Here is a 12173-nt window from a genome sequence, read left to right as displayed (position 1 = left end):
ACCCACTTAATCCTGCGACCATTGCTTGATCTGCCCTTCATCCAGCGCACGAATTTGCGCTTCCACAGTGTCTAGCTGCTGACGACAGAACTCCAACAGGAAAGAGGCACGTCGGTAGCCATTCATCATGTCGGTCAATGGCAACTGGCCAGACTCCATCGCCACAGCCAGCTCCTCCAACTCTGCCAAAGCCAGCTCGTAGCTCTCTGGGGGTTGGGAAATGTCGGAGACGGCTTTGGTTTTGGCCTTAGGCATGCGAGTGCTCGTGGGGGTTGGGGAATCGATGATTTTAGGCTGTGCTGACCACCCGCTTGCTTAAGCGGCCTTGACTTAACCAGGCGTTACCTAATTTAGGGGCATATGCGCCCATTCATTGCAATGCATACCCAGCGCCGCTGCATCAGGCAATGCACACCCGGGACACATAAAAGAAGGCATTCAGCATTCCCATGGCGGGTATCGCCAGACAATAGGAGCAAGCCACGCTTGGCAACATGCTTGTTTGCTACGCTCTAGAGAGCTGTCAATGGCCGGTGAATGCGGGCTGCAAGCTCTTTTGTTTTGAAATACAAAAAAACCAGATAACAAAGTCAATCAGGGACAAAACCATGCAAGTGTTATGGATGGTGGTAGGCGCATTCTTGTTTGCCACCATGGGTATGTGCATCAAATATGCAGCCCCTTACTTCAATACCGCGGAAATCGTTTTCTATCGCGGCCTGATTGGCATGCTGGTGCTGTGGCTGCTGAGTGCATCGCAAGGCGTATCGCTGAAAACCGCACATCCATGGATGCATACCTGGCGCAGCTTGGTAGGCGTCACTGCCATGGGCTGCTGGTTTTATGCCATTACGCAAATGCCTCTGGCCAGCGCCATGACGCTCAATTACATGAGCAGTATCTGGATTGCGGTTTTCTTGCTGGCAGGCGCGCTGTGGTCGCTGCACCCCAAGAGCGGCAAACCCCGGCAAGCTCTCAACATCCCCCTGATTGCCACTATCTTGATTGGCTTTGCAGGTGTTGTGCTCATGCTGCAGCCCAGCTTTGCACAAGAAGAAAGTGCAGCTGCCTTCATCGGGCTGGCCTCAGGGCTGCTGTCGGCACTGGCATATATGCAGGTGGTTTCGCTCTCGCGCATTGGAGAGCCCGAATCGCGCACCGTCTTTTTCTTTGGTCTCGGCTGTACGCTGGTGGGGCTGATCGCCAGCTGCGTGACTGGTTTTTCTCAATGGCCGGGCTGGGAGGCCGCCTGGTGGCTCATTCCCATTGGCCTGCTTGCTGCAGGCGGCCAGTTGTGCATGACACGCTCTTACGCCAGCGCCAAAACTGCGCGAGGCACGCTGGTGGTGGCCAATCTGCAGTACTCGGGCATTGTGTTTGCGGGTCTGTACAGCCTCTTTCTGTTCAACGACCGTCTGGGATGGGAAGGCTGGCTGGGCATGACCTTGATTGTGGTGAGCGGGATTGCTGCCACCATCTTTCGCGCACGCGGCGCTGCAGCTGCCCCTGCCAAACCCTAGGTCACTGGTTCACAATGCAAGGAGATTGAACTCTCCTTGCATGGCCATGACTTACACCACCCTGATTTCTCCCGCGCAGCTGCAAGCACTCCAGTCCAGTGGACAGCCTTACATGGTGTTTGACTGCAGCTTTGATCTGGGCAACCCCTCTGCAGGTCGCCAGCAATATGCGCAAAGCCACATTGCAGGGGCCGTCTACGCCGACCTGGATCAGCACTTGAGTGCCCGCCACGGAGCCCCAAGCAAAGACGGTGTCGTGCTTACCGCGCAGACAGATCAACCAGCATCCGGAGGCCGTCACCCACTGCCCAGCCGAGAGCGCTTTGCACAATGGCTGTCTTCGGTCGGTTTTCGCAATGACATGCAAGCCGTGGTCTATGACCGCCAGGGCTGCAACTTTTGCGGTCGTCTGTGGTGGATGCTCAAGTGGGCTGGCCACGATGCCGTGGCAGTACTGGACGGCGGACTGCAAGCCTGGATGGCCTTCAATGGAGCTACCAGCGAGGGCGAAGAGGCGTCGCACTTCCAGTCGAACTTCGAATTGCACGACAGCTTGCGCCAGCTGGTCACAGTGTCGCAAGTCGAGGCACGCTTACAACAAGCAGATGCCCAGACCATTATTGATGCCCGCGCTCCCGCTCGTTACCGTGGTGAAGTGGAGCCGCTGGACCCTGTGGCAGGCCATATTCCCGGGGCGCTGAATCGTCCGTTCACCGAAAACATTGCCTTGGATGGACGATTCAAACCCCCAGCATTGCTGCGTGCAGAATTTGAAGCGCTCTTGCAAAACCGCAACCCATCCACCGTGGTGCACCAGTGCGGCAGCGGTGTCAGTGCCTTGCCTAACCTCATCGCCATGGAGGTTGCGGGTTTTGCACCTACACAGCTTTTTGCAGGCAGCTGGAGTGAATGGTGCAGCAACCCTGAACGGCCGGCCATCAAAAGTTAACGATCTTTTCCGCTGAGAACAAAGGGGGTTTTGCACCTTTTTCAGGAGCATTAAGCGCCCTGATTTAAGGCATCATGCAGACCATGCACTGAAGAAGTGGCCTGTGCTGAACAAGCCGGGATAAGGCGGGTTTTTCACCCCTTTGACCGGCTGTTCAAATCGTTACAAAACGGTTACATTTAAAACCATGCAAGCAATGCAACGTTGCTTTTGTAGGTAAAAGCCTTACATGGTGTTAGAGGCTGCCAGACAAAACTGCGCGTGCGCACAGACAACACGCACCGGCGCACCCCGACTCAACTTTCTGCATCGTCCGCCCCACAATCCATTCCATCAGATCGCCGCTTGTACTCCAAGCCACAGCGACACCCCACGAGCTAACGCTCGATTTAGGACACTGGAAAGGACGAGAACCATGAATGACGAACAACTGCTTGCTGAGATCCGTGAAGCCAATCTGACATACCTGATGCTGGCACAGACACTGATCCGCAAAGACAAGGCCGAAGCCGTTTTCCGCCTGGGTCTGAGCGAAGAAGCATGCGACATTCTGGGCACCCTTTCCGCAGCCCAGGTGCTCAAGATTGCCTCCCGCAACACCATGCTGTGCAGCTTCCGTGTTGACGATGAACTGGTCTGGAACCTACTGACCAACCACAGCAGCAACAAGATCGGCAACGAAGCCACCAACACCCTGCACGCCAACATCCTGATGGCCAGCCGCGTCTCCGAAGTGCTTTAAGCCCTTGTCGACTTAAGAATTCCCACGGAGTACACCATGGCCACCGCAGCAACCAAAAGCGTTCTGAACGAATCCAAGCAAATCGAACGAGCAGCCATGCTCATTCAAATGGGCGCACGCATGCAAGTGCTGGAGTCAGAGACCACGCTGTCTTACGAACGCTTGATTCGCCTGTACAAAGAAATCGCAGGCAAGTCTCCTTCCAAGGGCCAATTGCCCTTCTCGACCGACTGGTTCCTGACCTGGCAAGAAAACATTCACAGCTCACTGTTTCTGAACATCTATGAATACCTGTCCAAGGGTGTAGATGCAGATGCCGTAGAAGTGCTGACCAAGGCTTACCGCCTGTACACCGAACAGATCACGGCCTCCCAGCTGGACTGCCTGCTGTCTTTCACCCGCGCCTGGCGCCTGGTGAAATTCGTAGACGCCAACATGCTCACCCGCACCAAGTGCAGCAAATGCAGCGGCATGTTTGTCTCGGAGCTCTATGAAAACGCACGCCACTTTGAATGCGGCCTGTGCACCCCACCCGCCCGTGCTGGCAAGAGCAAAAATGCCGGCGCACTGATGCTGCATTAAGCTGCCTCCAACTTTCACGTCCTATTCATAGCCCGCTAGGTTTCTAGCGGGCTTTTTTGCATCCGAACACACCGCGTCAAAGCCGGACTTCAGAAAGCGAAGAAAATAACCACCGTGTCCATTCCTCAATCCTTCATCCAAGAGCTTCTCGCCCGCATTGACGTTGTTGATGTGGTGGGCCGTTACGTCCCCCTGAAAAAGGGCGGCGCCAACTTCATGGGCCTGTGCCCATTCCATGGCGAAAAGTCTCCATCCTTCAGCGTCAGCCCTACCAAGCAGTTCTATCACTGCTTTGGTTGCGGAAAAAACGGCAATGCCATCAGCTTCCTGATGGAGCACACCGGCATGGGCTTTATTGAAGCGGTGAATGATCTGGCAGGCCAGGTCGGCATGGTGGTGCCGCAAGAAGACATCAGCCCCCAGGAGCGCGAGCGCCAAGCCGCCGCCAAAGTCAAGCAGGCCACACTCAACGATGTGCTCGAGCGCGCTGGCAACGCCTACCGCAGCCAGCTCAAGGAACACGCCCACGCGGTGCAATACCTCAAGCAACGCGGCGTCTCTGGCAGCATCTCCAGCAAATATGGCTTGGGTTACGCCCCACCGGGCTGGCGCAATCTGGCCAGTGTCTTCCCCGAATACGACGATCCGCAACTGCAAGAAAGCGGCCTGGTCATCGTGGGCGAAGACGAAGACAAGCGCTACGACCGCTTTCGCGATCGCATCATGTTCCCCATCCGCGATGTCAAAGGCATGTGCATCGGCTTTGGCGGACGTGTACTGGGCGATGAAAAGCCCAAATACCTGAACTCCCCTGAAACCCCGCTGTTCCACAAGGGCCGTGAGCTGTATGGCCTGTTTGAAGCACGCGATGCGCTGCGCAGCATGGGCTACGTGCTGGTCACCGAAGGCTATATGGACGTTGTGGCACTGGCGCAATTGGGCTTTCCCAACGCCGTGGCCACACTGGGCACCGCCTGCACGAATGACCACGTGCAAAAACTGTTTCGCTTCACCGAATCCGTGGTCTTCAGCTTTGACGGCGACAGCGCAGGCCGACGCGCCGCGCACAAGGCACTGGAAGCCGCCCTGCCCCATGCCACAGACACGCGCAGCATCAAATTTCTGTTCCTCCCATCCGAGCACGACCCCGACAGCTTCATCCGTGAACACGGCAGCGATGCCTTTGCGCGCCACGTCGCCAACGCGCTGCCGCTCAACGATTTCTTGATTGAATCGGCCAGCGTGGAATGTGACCTGGGCCAGGCCCAGGGCCGCGCCAAGCTCTCCAGCCAGGCGCGTCCGCTGTGGAACCTGCTGCCCGATGGCGCATTCAAGCGCCTGGTGCTGGGCGAGCTGGCCGACAAAATTCAGATCGACACGCGCGAGCTGTCAGAGCTGTGGACGCAGGCCGAAGCGCAAGAAAAACGCTACCAGCGCGGCGCCAGCAAGCCTGCACCCAGCTACGACGCAGCGCCGCCCGCATCCTCCATGCCGCCCGACTGGGTCAGCGAATATGCCCCCAGCAATCACAGCGCACCTTACGGCGAACGCTGGCAAGGCAACTCTTCTGGGCGCGGAGAATGGAAAAGCGATTGGAAAAGTGACTGGAAAGGCAAAGGCAAATTTGGTCGCAAAGAGCAGCGTCCGCCCATGCCCGGCGGACCGCGCGTTGCACCCTCCACCGCACCTGACCAAGCCACGCGCCTGCTGTTGTCACAAATGGCGTTCATGGAACGCCTGGACAACGACGACCTGGACACACTCGTGCACCAGCCAGCGCCGCATGGGCCACTGTTTGCGTGGATTGAAAGCCAATTTCAAGAAAACGGCCCCCAAGCCTGGGCTGTGCTGAAAGAGCGCATCGCCAGTACAGAGCACGCGCACTTTGCGCTGCAGCTCATGAACGGCCCCCACGGCCACCCCGAAGGTGAAAAAGAAGAGCAATTTCAAGAGTTGCGCAACATTCTGGGTCCCATGATGGCTGAGCGCATCGGCACCTTGGCCACCGAAGCGCTCAAAACCTATATGGCCAACCCCAGCGATACCGCAGCCAAAGTGCGCTACCAAAGCCTGATTGAGCGACGCAACCGCTTGCTGGCAGCACCCACATCCAGCGGAAATTAAAAAATATGAGCATCTATCGCTTACCAGCAAAGCATTTCAGATATAAAACCATCTGAAACTCTTTACACACAAGCGATAGAAGCTCTTATTTTTAAATAATCAGCGTCCACAGGCTTATCTGGCAAGGCTTTGCGGGTCGTTTGAAAATATTTACTAAAAAAACGCATTTACCTCTTGCAATTTCTGGCAAACGCTATAATTGATTAATTCTTGGCAAGAGCGACAGCAGCACCTCCGGCCCGGGCACCGTGATGGAATCACGTGTTTAGCAGCAATTGCTAGCCCAATATCCGCAAGGACTGCACTCCAAATGATCGCCCATACATCTTGCCAATGGAGCTTATTCGCTCCTGCATGCCTTTGGCATGCTTTTGCGCCGGGCTAGGTGGCGCTTGCGTTTTCCCCTTTGTGTGTTCGCTTTTGACCGAGAGGTTTTATGCCCGTTTCAAAGTCCGCGAAGTCCAAGCAGGCGCCCGACGCTACCGCGAAGCCCAAAACTTCCAAAACCACGGCTGTTGCCAGCGCTAAAGCGCCCGCGCCCAAAGCTGCTGCAGCAGCAGCCGTGAAGAAGCCGTCTGCCACGACATCCAAGGCAGCCGCTTCCAAGAAAGATTCCGATATGGCGACCCTGTCCCAAGCCGAACTCAAAGCCATGGCCGATGCGCTACTGGCTGATGCTGCTCCCAAGCGTGCCCGCAAGAAAGCGGACGCTGACGAAGCACCTGCCGCCAAAAAGCCCGCTGCCAAAAAGGCGGCTGCGTCTAAAGATGCTGAGCCCAAAGCTGCTGTAGCCAAAAAAGCTCCTGCAAAGGCGGCCAAGGTCACTGAAGAAGCAAAGACCCCTGCCAAACGTGGCCGCAAGCCCAAGGCCAAGGAAGAGTCTGGCGACGACGAAGACATGGGCGACTTTGATGCCGACCTGGAAATCGAAGCCGACGCTGAACCTGAAGCCGAGACAGCTGCTTCAGACACGGCAACCCCTGAAAAGGTCAAGCCCCTGCGCATGAAGATCAGCAAGGCCAAAGAGCGCGCCTTGATGAAGGAATTTGGTCTGGACGAAACCGTTCTGACCGAAGACGAGCTGAACACCCGCCGTCAGCGCCTGAAGATGCTGATCAAGCTGGGCAAGACACGCGGATACCTGACCCACGCTGAAATCAACGACCACCTGCCCGATAAGCTGGTGGACGCTGAAACGCTGGAAGTCGTGGTCTCCATGTTGAACGACATGGGTGTTGCGGTGTACGAGCAAACGCCCGACGCCGAAACCCTGCTGCTCAACAACACCGGCCAGTCAGCCACCACCGAAGAAGAAGCGGAAGAAGAAGCCGAAGCCGCTTTGTCCACCGTGGATTCTGAATTTGGCCGCACCACCGACCCTGTTCGCATGTACATGCGCGAAATGGGTACGGTTGAGCTGCTGACGCGCGAAGGCGAAATCGAAATTGCCAAGCGCATTGAAGGCGGCTTGATGGCCATGATGGAAGCGATCTCTGCATCGCCAGCCACCATTGCTGAAGTGCTAGGCATGGCCGCTGACATTCGCGAAGGCAAGGTGGTTATTTCGACCATCGTTGACGGCTTTGTGAATGCCAACGAAAACGATGACTACGTGGCCGAAGAAGACTTCGACGAATACGACGAAGAAGACGACGACGACGGCAAGGGTGGCTCCAAGGCATTGACCAAGAAGCTGGAAGAGCTCAAGAACGAAGCCCTTTCGCGCTTTGACAAGATTGCCGAGAACTTCGAGAAGCTGCGCAAGGCCTACGACAAGGATGGCTGGGGTTCGCCCACCTATAACAAGGTGCAAAAACTCATCACTGAAGAGCTGATGACCATCCGCTTCACCGCCAAGACGATTGAAAAGCTGTGTGATCTGGTGCGTGCGCAAGTGGACGATGTGCGCAAGAAGGAACGCGAGCTGCGCAAGATCATCGTGGACAAGTGCCGCATGCCACAGGAAACCTTTATCAAGGAATTCCCACCGAACCTGCTCAATCTCAAGTGGGTGGAAGAGCATGCCAATGCTGGCAAGCCATGGAGCAATGTGCTCAGCCGCAATATTCCACCAGTGCAAGAGCTGCAGCAAAACCTGATCGACCTTCAGTCGCGCGTGGTCGTGCCCTTGGAAGAGCTAAAGGGCATTAACAAGCGCATGAACGAAGGCGAACGCAACAGCCGTTTTGCCAAGAAGGAAATGATCGAGGCCAATTTGCGCCTGGTGATCTCGATTGCGAAAAAGTACACCAACCGTGGTCTGCAGTTCCTGGACTTGATTCAGGAAGGCAACATCGGCTTGATGAAGGCCGTGGACAAGTTTGAATACCGCCGCGGCTACAAGTTCTCGACCTACGCCACATGGTGGATCCGCCAGGCCATTACCCGCTCGATTGCGGACCAGGCCCGCACGATCCGTATCCCTGTGCACATGATCGAGACCATCAACAAGATGAACCGCATTTCGCGCCAGCACTTGCAAGAGTTTGGTTTCGAGCCCGATGCCTCCATCTTGGCCGAGAAGATGGAAATTCCAGAGGACAAGATCCGCAAGATCATGAAGATCGCCAAGGAGCCCATCTCGATGGAAACTCCGATTGGCGATGACGACGACAGCCATCTGGGCGACTTCATCGAAGACCAGGCCAACACGGCCCCTATCGAAGCCGCCATGCAAGCCGGCCTGCGCGATGTGGTCAAGGACATCCTGGATGGCCTGACCCCCCGTGAAGCCAAGGTGCTGCGCATGCGTTTCGGTATCGAAATGTCTACCGACCACACACTGGAAGAAGTGGGCAAGCAGTTTGACGTAACGCGCGAGCGCATCCGTCAAATAGAAGCCAAGGCGCTGCGCAAGCTCAAGCACCCCAGCCGCTCGGACAAGCTGCGCAGCTTTATCGATTCGCTGTAAGGCTTGCCACCTGCCTGCCAAGGCAGGTCAGTGCAGCTACAAAAAAAGGAGACCCAGCGGTCTCCTTTTTTTATTTGTCTTTCCAAAACTCCTGAAATTCAATCCCTGCCAGCGCTTTTGGCATCAGCGTCAAAAAGCACTTTCATTTCAGGCAATCGCATTCGATTGCAGCAGTGCATCAATCTCTTGCTGCGTATAGCCCAAAGACTGCAACAGCACTTGCGTATGCTCTCCTGGCTTGGGCGGATTGCTGCGCACACCCAAACGCTCTCCATCCATGCGAATGGGTAGCAGCGTGGTCTTGGCCGTCTGGCCCGCCAGATCACCATCGCTCAGCACGACATCCGCCAAGCCCCCCGTCGCCAGCAAATGTGGGTCATCCAGCAGTTGTTCAGGCCGCGAAATAGGCGCAAATGGCAGCTGGTGCGCTTCAAACACTTGCGCCAGATGCGCTGCGCTCAGGCCCTCAAGGCGGCGGCGCAGCTGTGGCATCAGCGTGGCGCGTGCCCGCACACGGTCATTATTGGTTTGCAGCGATGGGTCTGCTGCCATATCTTCAAAACCCAAGGCGGTACAGAAAGTACGCCACTGAGCATCGCTGACGGCCGCCAGGAAAATCTGCTCGCCGTCTTTGACACTGAACACGTCGTACAGGCCCCAGGACGAAATGCGCTCCGGCATCGGTGCCGCTGGCTGCCCCGTGACTGCGTATTGCATCATGTGCTGGCCCACCAAGAACACATTGTTTTCAAACAACGCCGAATCAATCTCCTGCCCTTTGCCAGTTTGCGCACGCTGCATCAAGGCTGCCAAGGCACCAATAGCCCCAAACATGCCCCCCATGATGTCGTTGACACTGGAGCCTGCGCGCAAGGGGTCTCCGGGCCGACCCGTCATGTACGCCAGCCCACCCATCATCTGCACCACCTCATCCAGCGCAGTGCGGTGTTCATAAGGTCCGGGCAGAAAACCAGTGTGGTTCACATAGATCATGCCGGGATTCAACTTCGACAGCGTGGCGTAATCCAGCCCATACTTTTTCATCACTCCAGGCTTGAAGTTCTGCAGCACCACGTCAGCGGTGGATGCCAGGCGAATAGCAGCCTGCAGCCCTTGAGGCTGGCGCAGATCAATCGCAACGCTTTTCTTGTTGCGGTTGAACATGGGGAAAAAACCCGCACCTGCCCCCAAGAGGTTGCGCGTCAAGTCGCCCGCCAGGGGCTCCACCTTGATGACCTCAGCCCCTAAATCGGCCAGAACCATGCCACAAGCAGGTCCCATCACCATATGGCTGAATTCCACGACACGAATGCCTTGCAACGGTAGTGATTTAGAGGGGCTGGAAACGGGAATATCGGAAACAACGGGGTCGGTCATGGTGGCAAAAAGCATCAAACAGCGGCACTGGCACGCGATCAGGGTTTCCCCTGTCAATCCACAATTTTAGAAAGCTACGCTGTAGCCGCCACCCATGCATTCGCTAGTCCGGCCATCCCCGAAGATGAGTGCCCAGCCTTTAGAACGTGGCTGCGCAGCAACAAAAGCATGTTATTTGACGATTTTCCGGCTTTACAGCCTAGCGATTCTTAGCGACGAGCTACTAAACTTGTAGCAGACAAGATTCAAAGCTATAGTCCAACCAACTTGGTTCGGTGCCTAATGCGGCCCGCTCCATCCCCCATCTCAGCGCAAGGAGAAGCGTCCATGAGCTCTAAGGAAAACGCCGCTATCAATCAGTTGCTCGAAAAACTCGAGCGCCGCTACGCACTGCGCGTACTGTGGGCACTGCGTGATGGCCACCCCCAGACCTTCCGTTTGTTGCAAGACAGCGTGGGCGGTATCACTCCCAATACTTTGAACACCCGCATCAAAGAGTTGCGTGAAGAGGGTTTGATGGAGCACGGCAATGACGGCTACACCGTCACCGCATCGGGACAGGATTTGCTCAAGCGCCTTAGCGATCTACAGGCTTTTGCCACACGCTGGGCAGCCGCCCGCGCGAAGAAGTAATCTAGGCACCAGCCTCGTGGCAGCACCTTTGCTGCCACCCACTCAAACAGGCACTCACAGTGCCTGTTTTTATTTGAGAACTCTGAACAAGGAACCCTCCCATGGCACTGACCACCACTGCCTCTGGCCTGCAATACGAAGATACCGTTGTCGGTGAAGGCGCCGAAGCCATCAGCGGCGCTGATGTAAAGGTGCACTACACAGGCTGGCTCTTTCAAGACGGCCAGCAAGGCGCCAAGTTTGACTCCAGCAAGGACCGCCGCGAGCCTTTTGAGTTTTCGCTGGACGAAGGCATGGTGATTCGCGGCTGGGATGAGGGCGTGCAAGGCATGAAGGTCGGTGGCAAGCGCACCTTGATCATCCCAGCACAACTGGGCTATGGCGCTCAAGGCGCAGGCGGTGTGATCCCTCCTCACGCCACGCTGAAATTTGAAGTGGAACTGCTGTCCACCAAAGCAGCCCCCGTTTTGCAGATGGAAGACACCGTGGTCGGTGAAGGTGCTGAAGCCACACGCGGCAAGCGCGTCACTGTGCACTACACCGGCTGGCTGTACAAAGATGGCCAGCAAGGTGCCAAGTTCGACTCCAGCAAGGACCGCAACGACCCCTTCGTGTTCACCTTGGGCGCCGGCATGGTCATCAAGGGCTGGGACCAAGGCGTGCAAGGCATGAAGGTTGGCGGCAAGCGCACGCTGATCATTCCTTCAGAGCTGGGCTACGGTGCCCGCGGCGCTGGCGGTGTGATTCCCCCCAACGCTACGCTCAAGTTTGATGTGGAGTTGCTGGCCGTCTAAGCCCCAGCGATCCATCATTGCCAAGTAAAAGCGGCCTGTCTGAGACAGGCCGCTTTTGTTTTTTCTTGCATTGCACTCAAACTCAAGCAAACAGCGCCTGCTCCAGAGATGCATAGGCTTGCTGCCCAACCGCTTCTTTGATTTTGGGCGCCACTGCCGCCAGTGCTTCATAACCGGTTGCACCTTCCACCGATAAATTAAGACGGAAACCCGACAAGCCCAGCCTGCCCGTCAAGGCCACTGCCAACGGATAGGCATCGCGGTAGCGCTCCTGAGGGGTGCGCAGCTTGGCCAATGCCACTGGTGCCAGCTCGGCTGGCAAGGGCTGCATGGCAGCGAGCAGGCCCGCTTGCTGCAGGGCATCAATATCTTGCAAAGTCACGCCCAGCCCCTGCGTGGCCTTGAGGACATCTTGCACCGTACGCTGCCCATCAAACAGCAAGTATGCCGAACGTAACTTCCCCGCCAACTGCGCGCTGCGTGCCTTAAAAGCTTGCTGACCTTGCTCCGTCTTGATCAAAAGCGCGTTCATGTGCTCGTC

The 12173-nt window shown here is 56.5% G+C and carries 11 protein-coding genes and 1 pseudogene; 9 read left to right on the top strand and 3 right to left on the bottom strand.

Annotated features, from left to right (window positions below; all coding sequences use genetic code 11):
• Positions 1-6: 6 nt before the first annotated feature.
• Positions 7-255 (bottom strand): exodeoxyribonuclease VII small subunit, encoded by a 249-nt coding sequence (gene xseB, locus IB213_RS07855; RefSeq protein ID WP_191722900.1) that lies wholly within the window; start codon positions 253-255, stop codon positions 7-9.
• 353 nt (positions 256-608) lie between these two features.
• Here xseB and IB213_RS07850 point away from each other — a divergent pair, with 353 nt between their 5' ends.
• The 6 genes from IB213_RS07850 to rpoD all read left to right on the top strand — a co-directional run bounded on the left by IB213_RS07850 (position 609) and on the right by rpoD (position 8828).
• On the top strand, positions 609-1520 hold the full coding sequence (locus tag IB213_RS07850) for a DMT family transporter (RefSeq protein ID WP_192405904.1): 912 nt from the start codon (positions 609-611) through the stop codon (positions 1518-1520).
• 46 nt (positions 1521-1566) lie between these two features.
• Positions 1567-2469, top strand: a complete 903-nt coding sequence (locus IB213_RS07845; protein ID WP_192405903.1) for a sulfurtransferase — start codon at positions 1567-1569, stop codon at positions 2467-2469.
• A gap of 415 nt (positions 2470-2884) precedes the next feature.
• Positions 2885-3211: a flagellar transcriptional regulator FlhD gene (gene flhD, locus IB213_RS07840; RefSeq protein WP_191722903.1), complete on the top strand. Its 327-nt coding sequence runs from the start codon at positions 2885-2887 to the stop codon at positions 3209-3211.
• Between the two features lie 36 nt (positions 3212-3247).
• Entirely contained in the window at positions 3248-3793 is a 546-nt protein-coding gene (gene flhC / locus IB213_RS07835) for a flagellar transcriptional regulator FlhC (RefSeq protein ID WP_191722904.1), read from the top strand.
• Positions 3794-3907: 114 nt separating this feature from the next.
• A complete protein-coding gene (gene dnaG / locus IB213_RS07830) occupies positions 3908-5917 on the top strand; it encodes a DNA primase (RefSeq protein ID WP_191722905.1) in 2010 nt (669 codons plus the stop codon).
• 436 nt (positions 5918-6353) lie between these two features.
• On the top strand, positions 6354-8828 hold the full coding sequence (gene rpoD, locus IB213_RS07825; protein ID WP_191722906.1) for an RNA polymerase sigma factor RpoD: 2475 nt from the start codon (positions 6354-6356) through the stop codon (positions 8826-8828).
• A gap of 147 nt (positions 8829-8975) precedes the next feature.
• Here rpoD and IB213_RS07820 read toward each other — a convergent pair whose 3' ends face one another.
• On the bottom strand, positions 8976-10205 hold the full coding sequence (locus IB213_RS07820) for a CaiB/BaiF CoA-transferase family protein (protein ID WP_192405902.1): 1230 nt from the start codon (positions 10203-10205) through the stop codon (positions 8976-8978).
• 327 nt (positions 10206-10532) lie between these two features.
• Here IB213_RS07820 and IB213_RS07815 point away from each other — a divergent pair, with 327 nt between their 5' ends.
• From IB213_RS07815 to IB213_RS18050, 3 genes and pseudogenes are all read left to right on the top strand, one after another.
• On the top strand, positions 10533-10838 hold the full coding sequence (locus tag IB213_RS07815) for a helix-turn-helix domain-containing protein (protein ID WP_042415506.1): 306 nt from the start codon (positions 10533-10535) through the stop codon (positions 10836-10838).
• 101 nt (positions 10839-10939) lie between these two features.
• Positions 10940-11284, top strand: a pseudogene (locus IB213_RS18055) (FKBP-type peptidyl-prolyl cis-trans isomerase); the annotation flags it as partial.
• Positions 11285-11311: 27 nt separating this feature from the next.
• Positions 11312-11632 carry an FKBP-type peptidyl-prolyl cis-trans isomerase gene (locus IB213_RS18050; protein ID WP_225214099.1) on the top strand — a complete coding sequence of 107 codons (321 nt, stop codon included), beginning with the start codon at positions 11312-11314 and terminating at the stop codon, positions 11630-11632.
• An 82-nt stretch (positions 11633-11714) separates the two neighbouring features.
• On the opposite strand, the gene IB213_RS07805 is transcribed toward IB213_RS18050, so the two are convergent.
• Entirely contained in the window at positions 11715-12164 is a 450-nt protein-coding gene (locus tag IB213_RS07805) for a hypothetical protein (protein WP_192405901.1), read from the bottom strand.
• Positions 12165-12173 lie beyond the last annotated feature (9 nt).

It is taken from the genome of Comamonas sp. CMM02 (genome assembly GCF_014851485.1).
GTDB lineage: Bacteria > Pseudomonadota > Gammaproteobacteria > Burkholderiales > Burkholderiaceae_C > Comamonas > Comamonas avium.
The sequence above is the reverse complement of the archived record's forward strand: the minus strand, read 5'-3'. Positions and strand labels throughout refer to the sequence as shown.

Coding starts and splice junctions, on each gene's coding strand:
- xseB (WP_191722900.1), bottom strand. CDS start 255: ATGCCTAAGGCCAAAACCAAAGCCGTCTCCGACATTTCCCAACCCCCA.
- IB213_RS07850 (WP_192405904.1), top strand. CDS start 609: ATGCAAGTGTTATGGATGGTGGTAGGCGCATTCTTGTTTGCCACCATG.
- IB213_RS07845 (WP_192405903.1), top strand. CDS start 1,567: ATGACTTACACCACCCTGATTTCTCCCGCGCAGCTGCAAGCACTCCAG.
- flhD (WP_191722903.1), top strand. CDS start 2,885: ATGAATGACGAACAACTGCTTGCTGAGATCCGTGAAGCCAATCTGACA.
- flhC (WP_191722904.1), top strand. CDS start 3,248: ATGGCCACCGCAGCAACCAAAAGCGTTCTGAACGAATCCAAGCAAATC.
- rpoD (WP_191722906.1), top strand. CDS start 6,354: ATGCCCGTTTCAAAGTCCGCGAAGTCCAAGCAGGCGCCCGACGCTACC.
- IB213_RS07820 (WP_192405902.1), bottom strand. CDS start 10,205: ATGACCGACCCCGTTGTTTCCGATATTCCCGTTTCCAGCCCCTCTAAA.
- IB213_RS07815 (WP_042415506.1), top strand. CDS start 10,533: ATGAGCTCTAAGGAAAACGCCGCTATCAATCAGTTGCTCGAAAAACTC.
- IB213_RS18050 (WP_225214099.1), top strand. CDS start 11,312: ATGGAAGACACCGTGGTCGGTGAAGGTGCTGAAGCCACACGCGGCAAG.
- IB213_RS07805 (WP_192405901.1), bottom strand. CDS start 12,164: ATGAACGCGCTTTTGATCAAGACGGAGCAAGGTCAGCAAGCTTTTAAG.